Consider the following 19,427-nt stretch of genomic DNA (forward strand, 5'->3'; position numbering starts at 1 on the left):
CACCGCCATGACGTCCGACTCCCCCTTCGACGCGTTCGCAGGCCTCGCCTCACAGGTGCCGCACGAGATCGTCACGCACTCCCTCGTCCAGGATGTCGTCCTGGCCGCCGCCCCCGGCGCTCCGCCCATCCGGCTCGCACTCCTCACGCTCGACAACGGCCTAGACCACACGAAGCCGACCACCCTCGGGCCGAACACGCTCATCGAGCTCGGCACCGCCCTCGAGGGCCTGAAGGCCCGCGCGGCTGCCGGCGAGATCGACGCCGTCGCCATCACCGGCAAGCCCTACTTCCTCGTGGCCGGTGCGGACCTCTCGACTGTCAAGACCCTCCGCGACCCCGCGGCGGGCAAGCAGATGGCGCGCCTCGGCCACGCCGCATACGACCTCCTCGCGGGCGGCCTCGGCGTGCCCACCTTCGCGTTCATCAATGGCGTGGCACTCGGCGGCGGCCTCGAGATCGCGCTCGCCTGCGACTACCGGACGGTCTCGTCGGGAGCCGCAGGCATCGGACTGCCCGAAGCCTTCATAGGCCTCGTCCCGGGCTGGGGCGGCGTCGGGCGCCTGCCGCGCCTCATCGGCCCCGAGGCCGCGCTGAAGGTCATGATCGAGAATCCGCTGAACAACAACCGGACCCTCGGCGGCGCACAGGCCTTCGGGCTCGGCATCGCCGATGCACTGTTCGAGCCCGCCGACTTCCTCGAGCAGTCGCTCCAGTGGGCCGCCTCGGTGCTGCGCGGGGACACCGCCGTCGAGCGCCCGCATGCCGTCGAGCCACTGACCGACCCGACGGCCGCCGAGCGGTGGGCCTCCGCGGCCGCAGCCGCCCGCGCCTTCGTCGCCGCGAAGACCTCGAACGCCGCCCCCGCGCCCGGCAAGGTCCTCGACGTGTTCGAGGCAGGCGCAACGGCGACCCAGAAGGAATCCGCAGCGCTCGAGGTCGAGGCGCTCACGGAGCTCATGCAGACCCCGCAGTTCCGCGACACCGTCTACGCCTTCCTGGACCTCACCCAGAAGCGGGCCAAGCGGCCGGCCGGCGCGCCGGATCCCCGGCTGGCCCGGCCCGTCACCAAGGTCGGCGTTGTGGGCGCCGGGCTCATGGCGAGCCAACTCGCGCTCCTGTTCGCCCGCCAGCTCAAGGTTCCGGTCGTCATGACAGACATCGACCAGGCCCGCGTGGACAAGGGCGTGGGCTACGTCCACGCCGAGGTAGACAAGCTCGCGGCCAAGGGCAGGATCTCACACGACGCCGCGAACCGCACCAAGGGCCTCGTGAGCGGCTCGGTCTCCAAGGACGAGTTCGCCGACGCCGACTTCGTCATCGAGGCCGTGTTCGAGGAGCTGTCCGTCAAGAAGCAGGTGCTCGCCGAGGTCGAGGCGGTGGTGAAGCCGGAGTGCATCCTGGCCACGAACACATCCTCACTGTCCGTCACGGCGATGGCAGCGGACCTTGCCCACGCAGAGCGCGTCATCGGCTTCCACTTCTTCAACCCCGTGGCCGTCATGCCGCTCGTCGAGATCGTTCGGGTCCCACAGACGGACGAGGCGGTGCTGGCGACAGCGTTCGTCCTGGCCAAGGGCCTGAAGAAGACTGGCGTCCTCGTCAAGGACGCCGCAGCCTTCGTGGTCAACCGCGTGCTGCTGAGGCTCATGGGGGAGGTCACGGCTGCGTTCGACGAAGGCACCCCCGCGGACGTCGCGGACACCGCCCTCGCGCCGATGGGACTGCCCATGACGCCGTTCACGCTCGCCTCGATGGTGGGCCTGCCGGTCGCCCAGCACGTGGCCGAATCGCTCCGCGCGGCCTTCGGCGACCGATTCCACGTCTCGGCGAACCAGCAGGCGCTCATCGACTCCGGGATCACAGGGCTCTGGGCGCCCACCGCCGACGGCGCGCACGAGGTCCCGGCGACGACCCAGGCGCTCCTGCACTTCGACGGCACGCCCTCGAGTGCCGAGGAGGTCCTCATCCGGTGCCAGGACGCGCTCGCTGAGGAGATCGGACTCCTGCTCGAGGAGGGGGTCGTCGCAGGCCCCGAGGACGTCGACCTCTGCATGATCCTCGGCGCAGGCTGGCCCATGCACCTCGGAGGCATCACGCCGTACCTGGACAGGGTCGGCGCGTCCCAGCGGGTCAATGGCAAGCCCTTCCACCCCGAGGACTGAGGAGACGCCGGGGACCACGGCGCGAAGGCGGGAGGCACCGCAGGCTGAGCCTGCGGTGCCTCCGCACGTCCAGCGCGTGTGCCGGGTGCCTCAGCTCGGCGGGAAGCCCTTCTCGAGGAACGCGCCGAGCCGGGGGTCGACGCCGTCGCACACCTCGGCGCCCGAGGTGCTGGCAAAGGAGAGGGCCCCGGCCCACGCGCTGCGGACCACGGCGCCCTCGTGCGTCCAGTAGCTGGCCACGCGCATGCCGCCGGCGGTGGCATCGAACCGCTCGGCCCGGAGCATGCGCCCGTCCGGGAGATCCACCGTCTCCGCCGGGAGCCTGCGGATCTCGGCGGGTGCTGGGGGCTCCTCCGGCGCGGTCTCCTCGACCCGGTGGTAGGACGCCGCCTCCCGGCGTGTGGAGGCGAGCTGCGAGACGAGCAGGTACTCCCCGCTGGCAGGGAGGGTGTCCGCCTCGAGGCCTGCATCCTCGCGCCACGATCCTGCGGTCACGCCGCCTGGCTCCTGCCGGTAGAGGAACGCCTCCCACGTCCGTCCGTCCCGGCTGAGCCGGAGGAGGGACTCGGAGGTGAAGAGCGCGCCGGAGCCGTCCTCGAAGGCCACGCGCGTGGTGAGCACCTCGCCGTCGAACGCCCGGCGGACGGCCCCGCGCCGCGTACCTGCCACCCAGAAGCCCTCCCACCGGTCCCACGCACCGCGCACTCGTCCTCCTCCGTGTCATCCGGTGGGCAGCCTCAGGGGCAGCCGCTGGCCCGGCGATCCGACCCTACCCGATATGCAGGTCCTTCCCCTGCGGGGCCGGAGCACCCCTGACGCCGAGTCTCACAGCCGGACGGCGTCTCACGCCGGGGCGAACCTGCCCTCCTTGAGGGACAGGACGCGGTGCGCATGGAGGCGCGCCCAGCCGAGGGCATGGGTGGAGAGCACGACGGCGGCGCCCCCCTCGGCGGCAGCCGCCACCACGGCCTCGAGCCGGGCCAGGCCGTGGCGGTCGAGGCCCACGGTGGGCTCGTCCAGCAGCAGCACGCGCGGCGCCCGGGCAAGGACCGTGGCGAGGGCCAGGAGGCGCTGGCCCGAGGCGGAGAGGTCGTACGGGTGGGTTCCGGCGGATCCGGCGAGCCCGACGGCCTCCAGCGCCTCGCCGGCACGCGTGCGCGCGGCAGTCCTGCCGAGCCGGATGCTCCCCGGGACCCGCAGCCGCAGGCCGAATGCGACCTCCCTCGCGGCCGTGCGCTCGAAGAGCTGGTCCCGCGGCTCCTGGAAGAGGGTCCCCACCGCGGCCGCGACGCGTCCCGCCGGCATCCCGGCGATGTCCGCCCCCGCGACGAGGACGCGTCCTCCGGCCGCCCTGGCCAGGCCCGCGAGGTGCCGCAGCGCGGTCGACTTCCCGGCACCGTTGGGGCCCGTGAGCGCGAGCACCTCGCCCGCGCGGACCTCGAGGTCCGCCCCGTCAAGGACCCGCGACGCGGACCCCGGGTACGAGAAGCTGACCCTTTCGAGCCTCGCGAGCGTGATGGTTCCACGGGCGTGGCCGACGGCGGCAGTGGCGAGGGGTACACCGTCCTCATCGGCCGGGTCGGTTGGGAGGACGCCCGAGCGCGCGAACGCCTCCGTTGCGAATACGGCCTCCGGCGTGCCCTCGGCGGCGGCCGTGCCGCCGTCGAGCAGGATCGCCTCGTCCGCGCTCCGGGCAAGCCTGTCCGCGCAGGCGCCTGCGACGACGACCGCGACGCCCTCCGCCCTCAGACCGTCGATCAGGCTCCCCAGCGCCATCCGGCCCGAGCCGTCCAGCGATGCCGAGGGATCGTCGAGGACGAGGACGGACGGTCTGCCGACGATCGCGCACGCCAGGGCAAGGCGGCGCTGCTCACCGCCCGAGAGCCTCGAAGGGTCGCGCTCAAGATGGTCGCCGAGACCCACGGCGCAGGCCGCCTCCCGGACACGCTCCCGCATCGGACCGCGCGGCACGGCGCGCTGCTCGAGGGCGAAGGCGAGTTCCTCGCCGACGCTCACGGCGGCGCCCGTGAGGAGGTCGGCTGCGCGCTGCGGCACATACGCCACGTGCTGTCCCCAGGCACCGAGGCTCAGACGCGGATCGTCGGGCCGGCCGCGGAACGTCAGACGCGCTCCGGGGGCTTCCGGGCCGAGCCCGAGGTGCCCCTCGAAGCGCCCGCGCCCGGGGGCCACCGCCCAGCCTGCCAGGATCTTCGCGAGGGTCGACGTGCCGCTCCCGGAGGCGCCCAGGATGGCCGTCAGGGAGCCCTCCCCGAGCGCGAGGCGGATGTCGCGGAGGAGGGGCGTGGCGCCGTCGTACGAGAAGCTCGCCACGTGGGCCGTGAGCACCGCCCTTCCAGCGCTCATCCGGCACCTCCCGAGGCCACGCGGACGAGGGCCGGCAGCACGACGGATCCGGCGATGAGCACCCCCGCGGCCACGAGCGTCCAGCGGAGGCCGCGCTGGGCCCGGGAGTCCGGCTCGTCCAGGTAGGCCGTGCGCGGGCCGGGGAGCGTCTGGCCGCGGGCGTCGAGGGCCGTGGCGCGCTCGCCGGCCTCGTCGACGAGCGCGAGGACGAGCGGCAGGATCTGCAGGCGCGCCGCGAGGACGCGTCCGCCGGGCCCCTGCCGGACCACGAGCCCGCGAGCCTCCTGGGCCTCGCGGATCCGGCGCAGGCGCTCGGTCACCGCAGCGGCGAGGCCGAGCGCCGAGGCCAGGACGTATCCGAGGGACGAGGGAACTCCGCGCCGGATCAGCGCGGTCCGGAGCACACCGACGTCGACCCACACCGAGAAGGCGAGCATGACCGCCACGAGTGCGGCCGTCCTCAGCACGAAGGCGCCGGCGTACGCGAGCCCCTCGGCGGTGACGCGTGCGGGACCCCACACCGCGAGCACCGTGGTTCCCTCGGGGAAGAAGAGGCCATGGATGCCGAACGCCCACAGGGCGAAGGGCACCACGACGACCGACGCCGCCGCTGCCACGCGCCGGAGGGTGCCCGCCCGTGCAGAGGCGGCCGCCGCGAGTGCGATGGCGGCCGCCCAGACTGCCCAGTGGGTCCACGCGAGGCAGGCCACGGCTCCGGTCGCAGCAAGGGCGAGGCCGGTGAGCGGATTGAGCCGTGCGGCCGTGCGCCGTGCGGCCGTGCGCCTCGCAGGAGGAGCCGGATGGTCAGACAGCTGGCGCCGCCTCGGCGTCCTGCTTCCTCTCGGGAAGCACGCGGTAGCGTCGGACGAACTCGAAGCGCTGCGTCACGCGGCGCGGAAGCACGAAGGCGAGGAGTGCTGCTGCCGTGAAGGTCACCGGCTTGTCCCAGAGGTCCGAGAAGAAGGAGCCCTTCACGACCGCATCCACGAGCGAGTCCCCCGTGGCGCGGAAGAAGGCGATGACGGCCCCGGTGGCACCGGTCGACGTGCCCCCGAAGACGGCGACCGCCACGCTCGATCCGATCACCGCCGCCACGCCACCCGTCACGAGGCCGGCGACCGGAATCCACCAGAAGCGCCTGACCGCGCCGATGCGGGCCGTGAGGCCGGCGAGCGCGCCGATCACGGCGGCCCCGGCGGCGAAGGGGATGAGGGTCGGGTTGAAGAAGCTCCACACAATCGTGCTGAGCAGTCCGGTGGCTGCCCCGGCGGCCGGACCGGCGAGGAATCCGACGAGAACGGTCCCGATCGAGTCGAGGTAGATCGGCACGAGGGCGGTCCCGACGAACTGGCCCAGCACGATGTTCAGCACGAGCGCCACGGGGATGAGGGCGAGCGTGGTGGTGGGAAGGGTCGGGAGGATGCCCGCGAAGAGGAGAACGGCCGCGAGTCCGTATCCCGTCAGTGCCACGAGGGCCGCTGCCGCCGAGGGCTCGTCGACCGGCTCGGCGGGAGACGTGAGGACGAGGTAGAGGAAGGTGGCGACGATGGCCGCGGCGCCCAGGACGATGAGTACGGTCCTCAGGGGCGAGCGGCGCGGGGCGTCTTCTGTCAGGGGGTGCGACATGGCCGGGGCGCGTTCCTTTGCGTGGCTTCTGGATGTTCTGCCGTTCCGCCTATGTCACCTCGGCGTACGCCGGACGGGCCCGACGCACAGCAGATTCTAGCCCACGCGGCGGGCAAGCGCCCCGAGCGAGCGCACGAGTTCGTCGAAGGCCTCCGCCGGACGGTTGTCGCTCACGATCTGTGCGCTGGCCGGTTCGCCCCACAGTCCGCGATAGTCCGCGACGGTGGTGCCGAGGAGCCGCGGAGCGGCGGTCTCGACGTGGACGGCGGCGGAGCGGGTGGAGTAGCGCGCCGTTCCGGCCGCGACGCTCGCGGCAAAGTAGTCGTGGACGTGGGCCACGTAGCCCTGGTCGTAGTGGCGGTGGAACTCGAAGTAGAACCGCAGCATGTCACTCACAGTCCGCACGAGCTGGTTGGACGCGCCGCTCCGCGTACCCTCGGCCTGCTCGGGCAGGACGAGCTCGGGCTCGGCGCATCCGGCCGCCTCGGCGAGGGCGGCCAGATGCTCCGGATGCATCTCGATGCGCTCGGTTGTCTCGAGGGCGCACACGACCGGCAGGCGGTCCTCGGGGCGCCCGGCGAACGCCGCGAACACCTCGGCCGCCGCGTGGGGGTCAACGTGTGTGTTCCACTCGGCGGTGGGCGTCGTGTTGCCCTGGTAGTAGTAGGCGCCGCCCATGATCACGACGCCGGCGAGCAGCTCGGGCAGTCGGGGCTCGGCCCGCAGGGCGAGGGCGAAGTTGGTCAGGGGCGCCGTGATGAGCGCCGTGAGCTCGCCGGGCCGCGCGCGGGCCTGCTCGATCCACAGATCGACGGCGTCACCCGCCTCGGGTGTGCGGCGCGCCCGCGGGAGGTGGGCGTAGCCGATGCCCTGGGGCCCGTGCGTCTCGGGCGTCGTCACGAGGGGGATCTCGAGAGGCGCCCTCGCCCCGATGGCCACGGGCACATCGCCTCGGCCGCACAGCTGGAGGAGCGCGAGGTTGTTCGCGGCCACCTGGTCGGCGTCGACGTTGCCCGGGGTGCTCGTGACGGCCATAAGGTCAACGTGGGGCTGGCTGCACAGGTACAGCAGGGCGAGGGCGTCGTCGATCCCCGTGTCGCAGTCCATGAGGACGGCCACAGGGTCGCGGCGGGGTTCGTGCGGCACTGGGCGCGCGGCGTCGTGCATGTGCGGAAGACCGGGTGTCCGGGCTCAGAACAGGGCGATCCGCGGGGTGCGCGGGAAGATCTCGTCCAGCTCCGCGAGGTCCTCCGGGCTCGGGTCCCACGAGGCGGCTTCCGCGTTCTCCCGGATCTGCTCGGGCTTCGTGGCCCCCGCGATGACGCTCGCGACGGACGGCTGCGCGGCGAGCCAGGAGAAGGCCACCTGGAGCTCGGTGAGGCCGCGTTCCTCGGCGAAGGCGGAGAACCGCTCGAGCTGGTCCCAGTCGGCGTCGTGGACCAGGTTGGTGCGCGTGTGGGACAGGCGCGAGCCCTCCGGAGCGGTCCCGCGCGAGTACTTGCCCGTCAGCAGCCCGTTGGCGAGCGGGAAGTACGGCAGGACGCCGAGCCCGTAGGCCTCGGCCGCCTCGGTGACCTCCAGCTCTGCGCGGCGGTCGAGGAGGTTGTAGTGGTTCTGGCTCGAGATGAACGGCGTGTGTCCGCCCATGCGGGCCACGAACTCCGCCTCCGCGATCTGCCACCCGGAGCGGTTGGAGTGGCCGATGTAGCGCACCTTGCCCTCGCGCACGAGGTCGTCCAGCGCCGAGAGCGTCTCCTCGATGGGCGTCTGCGTGTCCGGCGTGTGGTACTGGTAGAGGTCGATCCAGTCGGTGTCGAGCCGCCGGAGCGAGGCGTCCACGGCCTTGCGGATGTATCGGCGCGAGCCGCGCGCGCCGAAGTCGTTGCCGTTGGCACCGTGCATGTCCATGCCGAACTTGGTGGCGACCACCACGTCGTCGCGGCGGCCCTTGAGCGCGCGGCCGAGCATCTCCTCGCTCAGGCCCGGGGTCCTGCCGTAGACGTCTGCGACGTCGAAGAGCGTGATGCCAGCCTCGATGGCGGCGTGGACGACGGCGTCGGTGCCCTCCTGCGTCTCGGTCGGGGTGTTGGCCCGGCCCAGGTTGTTGCACCCGAGGCCCACGGTCGAGACGGTCAGGCCGGAGTGCCCGAGGCGGCGGTAGTCAGTCATGGTGCCAGACTACCCGTCGGTTCAGATGGAGAATCCCCTCGCGCCCGCAGGGGCGTGCCTGACCTTGAAGGCCTCGGGGTCGGTCGCCGGCGCGACCGCGACGGTGAGTTTCGTGAAGTCGCTCGTGGCCCCGCGCAGGCAGGTCTTGATCGCCGACACAGCCTTGCCCGGGTCCACGCAGGTCGTGAAGATGTTCAGCTTCCCGGAACCGATCGAGCTTCCGTCGACGGTGCCGAGACCGCGCCACGCGAGGTGCGATGACAGGGCCTGGGCGGCCTGTCGCTCAAGGTGCCTGTCCCGGTCGGTGCCCTCCCGGGTCTTGAGGGCGAACTGGGCCACGACGCGCCACAGGTCCGCCTTGCCCAGGTCCTCGTAGCCGTCCTGGGCGCACTGGGCCATGAAGGCGTCCATGAGGCCCTCGGCGGCGGCAGCATCGACGTCGTCTGTCGTGCTGGTCGCCGAGACGTGACCGACGGCACCGTGGTTCACGACGAACTGGGCTGCCTCCTCGTCGTGCCATGCCTCGCGGAACTCGAGGTCCCCGCCCTCCGTGCGGCGGTACAGGCGTGTGTAGCTCACGTGTGCTCCTTCCGTCCGAGCGCCAGCCAGGCGTCGGAGATGCCATCGAACGGGCCCGTCGCGTCCCGTACGGCGAGGTGGAGGCGGGCGCACTCATCCCGTACCGCCGCGACGAGCTCCGCCGGATATTCCATGGTCTCGGTGTGCGCGGCGAACTCGTCCTCGTCATCCACGAAGACGCCGTGGCGCGCAGACCGGATCACATCGAGGTCCATGTCCACCATGTGGAACTCGACGACACCCGGGTGGCCCTCGCCCGCCGGTTCGCCGATGCGGCGCCAGGAGAGGTCCCACGCGAGGTCGACGTAGACCCTGAAGTCACCCGGATTGGTGTCGTCGTAGAACGTCACGGCGTAGCGGCCCTCGCGCGGCACGAGCAGCACGGCGTCCGAGCGCGTGTGCAACGCGGCCCCCGGGCGCGAGATGAACTCGCCGCGGCCCTGGTAGATCCACCAGCCGTGGTCGTCCTCGCCCAGCCCGTAGCCGGGCACTACCCAGTGAGGGCTTCCGTCCCACTTCCGGTTGCGGGCGACGACGAGCTCCCCCGGCCGCGGCCCCTCGCCCGCCGTCGTCACAGCTGCGGGAGCGTGCCGGTTGTCGGAGCGGCCTGCCCCGGCAGCGGCCGCGCGAACGGCACCTTGGTGCCGAGTACCTGGGCAACGATGTCGTGTGCCACCTGCTGGCCCGTGAGGCCGACGCGGGCGAGCACCTGGGAGCGCGTGCCGTGGTCGAGGAACTCCACCGGCAGGCCCACCTCGTTCAGGGCCGTGTCCACGCCAGCGGCGCGCATCTCCTGTCGGATGCGCGAACCGACGCCGCCCGCGCGCACTCCATCCTCGAGGCACACCACGATGCGGTGGGCCGCGGCGAGGCGGATGATGCTCTTGGGCACGGGCAGCACCCACCGCGGGTCCACGACTGTCGAGCTGATGCCCTGGTGGTCCAGGCGCTGGGCCACGTCGAGCGCGAGCCGGCTCATCGAGCCCACGGCCACCAGGAGCACGTCCGGGCCCGCAGCCCCGTCATCGCCGCTCCCCTCGCCCGCTCCGTGCACCGGGAGGTCCGGGGAGGCGCCGGGACCGGCGTCATGGGAGGGGCTGTGCCCGGTCCGCGCGAGCACGTCCACGCCGTCGTCGAGCCGCTCGAGCGTCGGGAGGTCTGGGCCCACGGTGCCCTTCGGGAACCGCACGACCGTGGGGGCGTCGTCGACCGCGATCGCCTCGCGCAGTTCCTCGCGCAGGCGCGCGGCGTCGCGCGGCGCGGCCAGGTGCAGGCCGGGAACGTTCTGGACGAGCGCCATGTCCCACTGCCCGTGGTGGCTCGCGCCGTCCGGGCCCGTGACGCCCGCGCGGTCGAGCACGAGGGTCACACCCGCCCTGTGCAGCGCCACGTCCATGAGCAGCTGGTCGTAGGCGCGGTTGAGGAACGTCGCGTACAGCGCGACGACGGGATGGAGCCCACCGAAGGCGAGGCCGGCGGCACTCGCGACCGCGTGCTGCTCGGCGATGCCCACATCGATGACGCGGTCCGGGTGGCGCTCGGCGAAGCGGTGCAGGCCCACCGGGATGAGCATGGCGCCCGTGAGGCCCACGACGTCCTCGCGCTCGTCGGCGATGTCGGCGATCTCGTCCGCGAACACCGAGGTCCAGGTGGCCCCCGATCCCGGCTCGGTCGGCTGGCCCGTCTCGGGGTCGATCACGCCCACGGCGTGGAACTGATCCGCCTCGTGGTTGCGGGCCGGCGCGTAGCCGTGGCCCTTCTCGGTGATGGCGTGCACGATCACCGGGCCCGCGAAGTTCTTCGCGGTGGCGAGCGCCTCCTCGAGGGTGCGCTGGTCGTGGCCGTCCACCGGGCCGACGTACTTGAGGCCGAGATCCTCGAACATGCCCTGAGGGGCCCACCAGTCCTTGATGCCCTTCTTGGTGGCGTGCAGGCCCTTGTAGACGAACTGCCCGAAGGGACCGCCGTTCTGCAGGCGTCGCTTCGCCATGTCGAGCATGCCCTCGTAGGCAGGGGTGGTGCGGACCTTGTCGATCGCCGTGCGCAGGGAGGCAAGGTAGTCGGCGAAGCCACCGACGGTCGGTGCATAGGACCGGCCGTTGTCGTTGACCACGATCACCACGCGCCGGTCCTTGCCCGCGGCGATGTTGTTCAGCGCCTCCCACGCCATGCCGCCGGTCAGGGCGCCGTCGCCCACCACGACCACCGTGTACCGGTCGCCCTCGCCGGTGAGCACCCGGGCGCGGGAGATGCCGTCAGCCCAGGAGAGTGACGCCGAGGCATGGGACGACTCGACGATGTCGTGCTCGCTCTCGGAGCGCGAGGGGTATCCCGAGAGGCCGCCCTGCTGCCGCAGGGTCGAGAAGTCCTTCCGCCCGGTCAGGAGCTTGTGGACGTAGGACTGGTGCCCCGTGTCGAACACGATGCTGTCACGCGGGGACTCGAAGACCCGGTGCAGCGCGAGCGTGAGCTCGACGACGCCGAGGTTCGGGCCGAGGTGGCCGCCCGTCTGGGAGACGTTGCGGATGAGGAACTGGCGGATCTCCTCGGCCAGGTCCTCCAGCTGCCCAGCGCTGAGGCGGGCGAGGTCCTTCGGAGAATCGATGGACTCCAAGATGCCCAAGGGCGACTCCTTGCTCGAAACGTGCACGAACCACTGTAACGCCTGCACCCTAGGACGCAGGGAGGACCCTACCGTGCGGTAGGGCCCTCCCTGTGCGCGGATTCCGCGCAGCTCACTCAGCGGTGGCTGCTCCCCAGAGCGTCAGTGCGCCGAGATCTGGCGCAGGACGTACTGCAGGATGCCGCCGTTGCGGTAGTAGTCCGCCTCACCGGGCGTGTCGATGCGCACGACGGCGTCGAAGGACTTCTCGCTCCCGTCCTCCGCCGTGGCAGTGACCTTCACGGTGGACGGGGTGCTGCCGTCGTTGAGGGCGGTGATGCCCTCGAACGAGTAGACCTCGTTGCCGGTCAGGCCGAGCGTCGCCGCCGACTCACCGGCGGGGAACTGCAGCGGCAGGACGCCCATGCCGATGAGGTTGGAGCGGTGGATGCGCTCGTAGCTCTCGGCGATGACCGCCTTGACGCCCAGGAGCGCGGTGCCCTTGGCAGCCCAGTCACGGGACGAGCCGGAGCCGTACTCCTTGCCCGCGATGACCACGAGCGGGGTGCCGGCCTTCTGGTAGTTCATCGCGGCGTCGTAGACGTAGGCCTGGGGTGCGCCCTCCTGGCTGAAGTCCTTGGTGAAACCGCCCTCGACGCCATCCAGCAGCTGGTTCTTGATGCGGATGTTCGCGAAGGTGCCGCGGATCATCACCTCGTGGTTGCCGCGGCGGGAGCCGTAGGAGTTGAAGTCCTTGCGCTCCACGCCGTGGGCCAGAAGGTACTGGCCTGCCGGGGTGTCCGACTTGAAGGAGCCGGCCGGGGAGATGTGGTCGGTCGTGACGGAATCGCCGAGCTTGAGCAGCACTCGCGCTCCCGAGATGTCCGTGACGGGCTCCGGCTGCGCCTTCATGCCCTCGAAGTACGGGGGCTTGCGGACGTAGGTGGACTTCTCGTCCCACTCGAAGGTGTCACCCGTCGGCGTGGGCAGGGACTGCCAGCGCTCGTCGCCATCGAAGATCGTGGCGTACGAGTTGACGAACATGTCCTTGTCGATCGAGGCGTCCATGACCTCCTGGACCTCGGTCGGGTTCGGCCAGATGTCCTTGAGGAACACGTCGTTGCCGTCCGCGTCCTGGCCGAGCGCCTCGGTCTCGAAGTCGAAGTCCATGGTGCCGGCGAGGGCATAGGCGATGACGAGCGGCGGGGACGCGAGGTAGTTCATCTTGACGTCCGGGTTGATGCGGCCCTCGAAGTTGCGGTTGCCGGAGAGCACCGCGGTCACCGAGAGGTCATTGTCCTGGACGGCCTGCGAGATCTCGGCCTCGAGGGGCCCCGAGTTGCCGATGCACGTGGTGCAGCCGTAGCCGACCGTGAAGAAGCCGAGCTTCTCCAGGTACGGGATGAGACCGGACTTCTCGTAGTAGTCGGTGACCACCTTGGAGCCGGGCGCGACTGAGGTCTTGACCCAGGGCTTGGAGGTCAGGCCCTTGTTCACGGCGTTGCGCGCGAGCACGGCGGCGGCGAGCATGACCGAGGGGTTGGACGTGTTGGTGCACGAGGTGATCGAGGCGATCGAGACGGCGCCGTGGTCGAGCTCGAACTCGCGCCCGTCCGACATCTTCACGTGGCTCGGCGCCGACGGGCGGCCGAAGGCCCCGGAGGCGGCGGACTCGACCGGGTTGGCCAGCCGTGCCGTGTCCTCGACATGGCTGTCAGCCTGGGTCGTGGACGGCGAGTCGGAGGCCGGGAACGACTCGTCGATCGTCTCGTCGACGGTGCCCGCCTTCGGGTGGCCGTTGTTGATGGAGACGTAGTTGTACAGGTCCTTGCGGAACTGGTCCTTCGCGTCGGAGAGCTCAATACGGTCCTGCGGACGCTTCGGGCCGGAGATCGAGGGGACCACGGTCGAGAGGTCGAGCTCGAGGTACTCCGAGAACCGCGGCTCGCGGGACGCGTCGTGCCAGAGGCCCTGCTCCTTCGCGTACGCCTCGACGAGGGCGACGTTCTCCTCCGGCCGGCCGGTGAGGCGCAGGTAGTCAAGCGTGACCTCGTCGATCGGGAAGATCGCGGCGGTCGAGCCGAACTCCGGGCTCATGTTGCCGATGGTCGCGCGGTTGGCGAGCGGCACGGCGGCCACGCCTTCGCCGTAGAACTCGACGAACTTGCCGACGACGCCGTGCTTGCGCAGCATCTCGGTGATCGTCAGGACCACGTCGGTGGCGGTCGCGCCGGCGGGGATCTCGCCGGAGAGCTTGAAGCCGACGACGCGCGGGATGAGCATGGAGACCGGCTGGCCGAGCATCGCAGCCTCGGCCTCGATGCCGCCGACGCCCCAGCCCAGCACACCGAGGCCGTTGACCATGGTGGTGTGGGAGTCGGTGCCGACGAGGGTGTCGGGGTAGGCGCGAAGCTTGCCCTCAACCTCACGGGTCATCACAGTGCGGGCCAGGTACTCGATGTTGACCTGGTGCACGATGCCCATGCCCGGGGGGACGACCTTGAAGTCCTCGAACGCGCTCTGGCCCCAGCGCAGGAACTGGTACCGCTCCCCGTTGCGCTGGTACTCGATCTCCATGTTGCGCTCGATCGCGCCGGCGTTGCCGAACACGTCGATCTGGACCGAGTGGTCGATCACGAGCTCGGCCGGGGCCAGCGGGTTGACGCGCGTGGGGTCACCGCCGAGCTCCTTGACGGCCTCGCGCATCGTGGCGAGGTCGACGACGCAGGGCACGCCCGTGAAGTCCTGCATGATGACGCGGGCGGGAGTGAACTGGATCTCGATGCTCGGCTGGGCGTTCTGGTCCCAGCCGGCGAGGGCGCGGATGTGCTCCGCGGTGATGTTCGCACCGTCTTCGGTGCGCAGCAGGTTCTCCAGGAGGACCTTGAGGCTGAAGGGGAGGCTGTCGGCGCCTTCCACAGAATTCAGCCGGAAAATTTCATACTCGGTTCCGCCGACGTTCAGGACGCCTTTGGCTCCGAAGCTGTCCACAGTGCTCAATGCAGGACTCCTCTCGCAACACTGCCATCTTTGTCCCGGCCTCGCAGGCCGTGCTAGTTAGGCATGCCTAACCAAGGGCTTCCGTGAAGGCAGATCCCATCGGCCCCATCCTAGACCCGCGGCCCCTCACCTGGGCGCGGTCAGCAGGGCGACCGTCTCCACATGATGGGTCATCGGGTACAGGTCGAAGGCGCGGAGGCTCTCGAGCCGCCACCCGGCCCCCTTGAACCAGCCCAGGTCCCGGGCGAATGACGCCGGATCGCACGCGACGTAGGCCACCGCGCGCGGCGCGATGTCGATGAGCTGTCGCACCACCTCGCGCCCCGCGCCAGCGCGCGGCGGATCGAGCACGACGGCGTCGAACGCGCCGGCGCCGCCGTGCCGGCGCAGGACGCGTTCCACCTTTCCCTGCACGACGGCGACCTCCGGCTGCCGCTTGAACGTCCGGCGGGCGTCGCGGCTCGTCCCCGGTGCCCCCTCCACGGAGAGCACGTGGCCCGAAGGGCCCACTGCCGAGGCGAGCGGCGCAGTGAAGAGGCCTGCGCCGGCATACAGGTCCGCGACCTGGGAACCGGGGCTGAGGACGCCGTCGAGCGCCTCCATCGCTGCGCCGACGAGCGTCTCGGGGGCACGCCGGTGGATCTGCCAGAAGCCGTCCCCCGTGACGGTGTAGTGGTGGCCGAGCACGTGCTCGGTGACGGAGCCGCGACCGCGTACGGTGAGGGGTGCCCTGCCCGCACCGGGGCCCACGGCACTGGCCGACACGGCGGAGTCGAGGCCCGCAAGGACCTCCGTGAGGCGCGACGGCGCGACGCCCTCGCCGAGGGTGAAGACCGCGAGCGGCGCCGTTCCCGACGCGGGGGCGGCCACCTCGATCCGCTCGATCCCGTGGAGGTCGAGGTCCCACAGCCGGAGCGCATTGATCTCCGGGACCGCGAGCGGCATGTGCTCGACAGCGACCAGGGCGTCGGAGCGGTGCGCGTGCATGGCAAGGCGGCCGCCTGCAGTGACCGCGAAGCTGCAGCGGGTCCGCCACGCGAGGCCGCCGCCGTCGTCGTCCGTGCCCGGCAGCAGGGAGACTGCCTCGACCTCGACGTCGTGCCCGGGCCCCTCGTCGACTCCCGCGAGGCGCGCCAGCTGCTCCCGGACGACCTCGGCCTTGAGGCGTCGCTGCTCCGCCAAGGCGATGTGGCCGAACTCCGCCCCGCCGACCGGCAGGCCGCCTCGGGCGTGCGCGACGAGGGAGTCGGCGGCCTTCCACACGTGCTCGCGCCGATGGGGCGAGGGCTCAATGACCTCCACGACGTCGGCACGCCAGAACTTCGCCTCGGGCGCGGCGTCCGTCAGCTGGGCACGCACGAGCTCCCCCGGGATCCCGTGCCGGACGAACACCACCCGCCCCTCGTGCCGGGCCACCATGTGGCCGCCGTGCGCAACGGGCCCGAGGCGCAGCTCGAGTGTCCCGCCGGGGGCGCCGGCTCCCTCAGAGGTGCTCACAGCTCCTGCAGCCTCCTGGCTTCCTCGCTCGACTTCAGCTGCCACGGGACCGACGCCACCATGACCCCCGGCTCGAAGTGGAGCCGGGTCTTGATCCGCAGGGCCGTCTGGTTGTGGACGAGCTGCTCCCACCACTTCCCCACGACGTACTCGGGGATGTACACGACGATGAGGTCGCGGGGCGAATCGCGGCGCATGCCCCGGATGTAGTCCATGAGCGGAGTGACCGTCTCGCGGTAGGGGCTGGCCAGGACCGTGAGCGGGACCGGTATCTCGAGCTTGTCCCAGTCGGCCACCGTCTGGGCGGTCTCCTCCGGGCTGATGTCCACGGTGACCGCGTCGAGCTGCGAGGGCCGCGACGCCCGCGCGTAGGCGAGGGCCCGCAGCACCGGCTTGCGGACGTGGGAGACGAGCAGCACCGCGTGGACCCGGCTCGGCAGTGCGCGGGCGGCGACGTCGTCGCCCACCGCGAGTTCCCTGGCCACGTTGGAGTAGTGGGCGTGGATGCTCCACATGATGAGGAAGATGACGAACATCGCCAGGATCGCGATCCAGGCCCCGAGCAGGAACTTGGTGATGAGCACGATTACCAGGACGGTAGCCGTCATGGCCAGGCCGATCGTGTTGATGACCCTCGAGCGCTGCATGCGCACCCGCACCGCACGGTCCTTGACCCGCCGCAGCTCGCGCGTCCAGTGCCGGATCATTCCGAGCTGGCTCATCGTGAAGGAGACGAACACGCCGACGATGTACAGCTGGATGAGGCGTGTGACCTCGGCGTCGAACGCGATGATGAGCACGATCGCGCCCGCGGCGAGCGCGAGCACGCCGTTGCTGAACGCGAGCCGGTCGCCACGGGTGCGCAGCTGGCGCGGGAGGTACCCGTCCTGGGCCAGGATCGAGCCGAGCACCGGGAACCCGTTGAACGCCGTGTTGGAGGCGAACACGAGGATGACGCCGGTCGCCGCGACCACGATGTAGAACGGGATGCTGCCGGCGCCGAAGACGGAGTCGGCGATCTGCCCGATCACGGGGGTCTGGACGTAGCCGCTGTCGAGCGGCCTACCGTCCTTGAGGAGCTCGGTCGCGGGGTCCTGCACAAGGTGAACGCGTGTGGCGTTGGCCAGGAAGATGATCCCCGCGAGCATCGAGGCGGCGACGGCTCCCAGCAAGAGGAGCGTCGTGGCCGCGTTCCTGCTCTTGGGCGGCTTGAAGTTGGGCACGCCGTTGCTGATCGCCTCGACCCCGGTGAGCGCCGCCGCGCCGGAGGAGAACGCGCGCAGGAGCAGGAAGGCACCGGCGACGCCCACGATCCCCTGGTCGAACTCGGGGGCGGCGACGATCGTCAGGTCCGCGCTCTGGGACGGCCGGAGCGTGCCGGTGAGCCATTGCACGACCCCCACCGCGGTCATGCCCAGGATCGAGACCATGAACAGATAGGTCGGCACCGCGAAGACCGTTCCCGCCTCGCGGATGCCGCGCAGGTTGACGAGGGCGAGCACCACGACGGCGAGCACCGCGATGAGCGCCTGCGTGCCGTGCAGCGAGGGCACCGCCGTCGTGAGGTAGGTCGCGGCGGAGGAGATCGACACGGCTACGGTGAGCACGTAGTCGACGAGCAGCGCGCTCGCCACGGTCAGGCCGGCGAAGCGGCCCAGGTTCTCGGTCGCGATCTCGTAGTCGCCGCCGCCGGAAGGATAGGCGTGCACGTTCTGGCGGTAGGAGGCCACCACCGTGATGAGGACGAGCATCACGGCGAGACCCACCAGCGGGGACAGGGTCACCGCGGAGACTCCGGCCAAGGCCAGGGTGAGCAGGATCTCGTCCGGCGCGTACGCCACGGACGAGAGTGCGTCGGAGGCGAAGATCGGCAGCGCGATGCGCTTGGGCAGCAGCGTGTGCGTGAGCCGGTCGTTGCGCAGCGCGCGCCCGACGACCACGCGCTTGACCGAGTTCAGAATCGTCAGCACCCTGACACGTTATGCGACAACCGCGGGCGGTGTCATCGCGCGGTACATTGGGGCCCATGGCGCACTACGTGATCATGGGCTGCGGACGCGTCGGCGTCACGCTGGCCCACACCCTGGAGGACTCGGGCCACTCAGTGGCCATCATCGACCAGGACGACCGCGCCTTCCGCCGCCTTCGCCGGACCTTCTCCGGCCGCAAGGTCACCGGGGTCGGGTTCGACCGCGACACCCTGAAGCAGGCCGGCATCGAGGAGGCATACGCCTTCGCCGCCGTCTCCAGCGGGGACAACTCGAACATCCTCGCCACCCGGGTGGCACGCGAGACGTTCCACGTCCAGCACGTCGTGGCGCGCATCTACGACCCGGGCCGGGCCGAGATCTACCAGCGGCTGGGCATCCCCACCGTGGCCGCAGTCCGCTGGAGCGCCGACCAGGTCCTGCGCCGCATCCTCCCCGAGTCAGGGGTGGCCGGGGACTACCGCGAGCCGTCAGGCCGGCTCGTCCTGACAGAGGTCACGCTCGACCCGACGTGGCTCGGGCACCCCTTGGCCGCCGTCGAGCGCGCCGCCCGCGTCCGCGTCGCATACGTGACCCGCTTCGGCGAGGGCATGCTGCCCACGGCCGGCACGGCGTACCAGGAGGGCGACGCCGTCCACGTCATGATGGACATCTCCGATGCCGCCGAGGTCTCCCGCATCCTCTCCGCTCCGCCCGTCAAGGAGGCGTAAGTGAAGGTCATCATCGCCGGGGCCGGCAGCGTCGGCAGTTCCATCGCGCGCGAGCTGCTGGCCCACCGCCACGAGGTCCTCCTCATCGACCCCAAGCCCGAAGTCATCGGGCGCAGCGGGCTGCGGGGCGCCAAGTGGCTCATCGGCGACGCCTGCGAGCTCTCGACGCTCAAGGAGGCCCGCGTCGACGAAGCGGACGTCGTGGTCTCCGCGTCCGGCGACGACAAGGTCAACCTGGTGGTCTCGCTCCTGGCCAAGACCGAGTTCGGCGTGGGCCGCACGGTCGGGCGCGTCAACAACCCGAAGAACGACTGGATGTTCGACGGCGCGTGGGGCGTCGACGTGGCGGTCAACACGCCCCGCCTCATGACTGCCCTCGTCGAGGAGGCTGTCGAGATCGGCGACGTGGTCCGCCTCATGACGCTCCAGACAGGTGTCGCCTCGCTCGTCGAGTTCACCGTCCCTGCCGACTCGGCCGTGGTGGGCAAGACCGTGGGGCAGGTTCCCTGGCCGGCGGACTGCACCCTCGTGGCCATCCTGCGCGACCAGAAGCCCATCGCTCCGAGCCGGGACGATGTGATGGATCACCGGGACGAGCTGTTCTTCATCTCCACGATCGCCGCGGAGGACGAGCTCAGGGCGCTGCTCGCCCCGCAGGGCGATCGCCCCGAGAGGGAGCTGCCCGTTCCCGCCGAGGACGAGGACGACGCCTTCGACGGCTGAGCCTC

At 71.1% G+C, this 19,427-nt stretch carries 15 protein-coding genes; 3 read left to right on the top strand and 12 right to left on the bottom strand.

What is annotated here, in order from left to right; genetic code table 11:
- The first annotated feature begins 7 nt into the window (after window positions 1–7).
- On the top strand, window positions 8–2,164 hold the full coding sequence (locus tag IE231_RS01600) for a 3-hydroxyacyl-CoA dehydrogenase NAD-binding domain-containing protein (protein WP_189692163.1): 2,157 nt from the start codon (window positions 8–10) through the stop codon (window positions 2,162–2,164).
- 90 nt (window positions 2,165–2,254) lie between these two features.
- On the opposite strand, the gene IE231_RS01605 is transcribed toward IE231_RS01600, so the two are convergent.
- The 12 genes from IE231_RS01605 to IE231_RS01660 form a co-directional block, all read right to left on the bottom strand.
- The gene (locus tag IE231_RS01605; RefSeq protein WP_189692164.1) at window positions 2,255–2,869 is read right to left on the bottom strand and encodes a hypothetical protein; all 615 of its coding nucleotides are present in this window, start codon (window positions 2,867–2,869) and stop codon (window positions 2,255–2,257) included.
- A gap of 138 nt (window positions 2,870–3,007) precedes the next feature.
- Complete coding sequence (locus IE231_RS01610) at window positions 3,008–4,528, bottom strand: ABC transporter ATP-binding protein (RefSeq protein ID WP_189692165.1); 1,521 nt, start codon at window positions 4,526–4,528, stop codon at window positions 3,008–3,010.
- Complete coding sequence (locus IE231_RS01615) at window positions 4,525–5,238, bottom strand: energy-coupling factor transporter transmembrane component T (protein ID WP_229866420.1); 714 nt, start codon at window positions 5,236–5,238, stop codon at window positions 4,525–4,527. Before IE231_RS01615 ends, IE231_RS01610 begins: the two co-directional genes overlap by 4 nt.
- A 94-nt stretch (window positions 5,239–5,332) precedes the next feature.
- On the bottom strand, window positions 5,333–6,154 hold the full coding sequence (locus tag IE231_RS01620; protein ID WP_189692166.1) for an ECF transporter S component: 822 nt from the start codon (window positions 6,152–6,154) through the stop codon (window positions 5,333–5,335).
- Between the two features lie 96 nt (window positions 6,155–6,250).
- Entirely contained in the window at window positions 6,251–7,321 is a 1,071-nt protein-coding gene (locus tag IE231_RS01625) for a nucleoside hydrolase (RefSeq protein ID WP_229866421.1), read from the bottom strand.
- 24 nt (window positions 7,322–7,345) lie between these two features.
- Window positions 7,346–8,323: an aldo/keto reductase gene (locus tag IE231_RS01630; RefSeq protein ID WP_189692167.1), complete on the bottom strand. Its 978-nt coding sequence runs from the start codon at window positions 8,321–8,323 to the stop codon at window positions 7,346–7,348.
- Window positions 8,324–8,344: 21 nt separating this feature from the next.
- Window positions 8,345–8,902 carry a hypothetical protein gene (locus tag IE231_RS01635; RefSeq protein ID WP_189692168.1) on the bottom strand — a complete coding sequence of 186 codons (558 nt, stop codon included), beginning with the start codon at window positions 8,900–8,902 and terminating at the stop codon, window positions 8,345–8,347.
- Entirely contained in the window at window positions 8,899–9,477 is a 579-nt protein-coding gene (locus tag IE231_RS01640) for a ribonuclease FAU-1 family protein (protein ID WP_189692169.1), read from the bottom strand. The genes IE231_RS01635 and IE231_RS01640 overlap by 4 nt, the downstream gene beginning before the upstream one ends.
- Window positions 9,474–11,525, bottom strand: coding sequence for a 1-deoxy-D-xylulose-5-phosphate synthase (dxs, locus tag IE231_RS01645; RefSeq protein WP_189692170.1), 2,052 nt, complete (start codon window positions 11,523–11,525; stop codon window positions 9,474–9,476). The genes IE231_RS01640 and dxs overlap by 4 nt, the downstream gene beginning before the upstream one ends.
- 141 nt (window positions 11,526–11,666) lie before the next feature.
- On the bottom strand, window positions 11,667–14,504 hold the full coding sequence (locus IE231_RS01650) for an aconitate hydratase (RefSeq protein WP_189692171.1): 2,838 nt from the start codon (window positions 14,502–14,504) through the stop codon (window positions 11,667–11,669).
- Window positions 14,505–14,630: 126 nt separating this feature from the next.
- Complete coding sequence (locus IE231_RS01655; RefSeq protein ID WP_229866422.1) at window positions 14,631–16,001, bottom strand: class I SAM-dependent RNA methyltransferase; 1,371 nt, start codon at window positions 15,999–16,001, stop codon at window positions 14,631–14,633.
- On the bottom strand, window positions 15,998–17,971 hold the full coding sequence (locus IE231_RS01660) for an APC family permease (protein ID WP_189692172.1): 1,974 nt from the start codon (window positions 17,969–17,971) through the stop codon (window positions 15,998–16,000). The genes IE231_RS01655 and IE231_RS01660 overlap by 4 nt, the downstream gene beginning before the upstream one ends.
- 56 nt (window positions 17,972–18,027) lie before the next feature.
- Here IE231_RS01660 and IE231_RS01665 point away from each other — a divergent pair, with 56 nt between their 5' ends.
- Both IE231_RS01665 and IE231_RS01670 read left to right on the top strand, forming a co-directional pair.
- A complete protein-coding gene (locus IE231_RS01665) occupies window positions 18,028–18,699 on the top strand; it encodes a potassium channel family protein (RefSeq protein WP_189692173.1) in 672 nt (223 codons plus the stop codon).
- On the top strand, window positions 18,700–19,422 hold the full coding sequence (locus IE231_RS01670; RefSeq protein ID WP_189692174.1) for a potassium channel family protein: 723 nt from the start codon (window positions 18,700–18,702) through the stop codon (window positions 19,420–19,422). It begins immediately after the preceding gene.
- The last annotated feature ends 5 nt before the right edge of the window (window positions 19,423–19,427 follow it).

It is taken from the genome of Sinomonas cellulolyticus (genome assembly GCF_014656475.1).
GTDB lineage: Bacteria > Actinomycetota > Actinomycetes > Actinomycetales > Micrococcaceae > Sinomonas > Sinomonas cellulolyticus.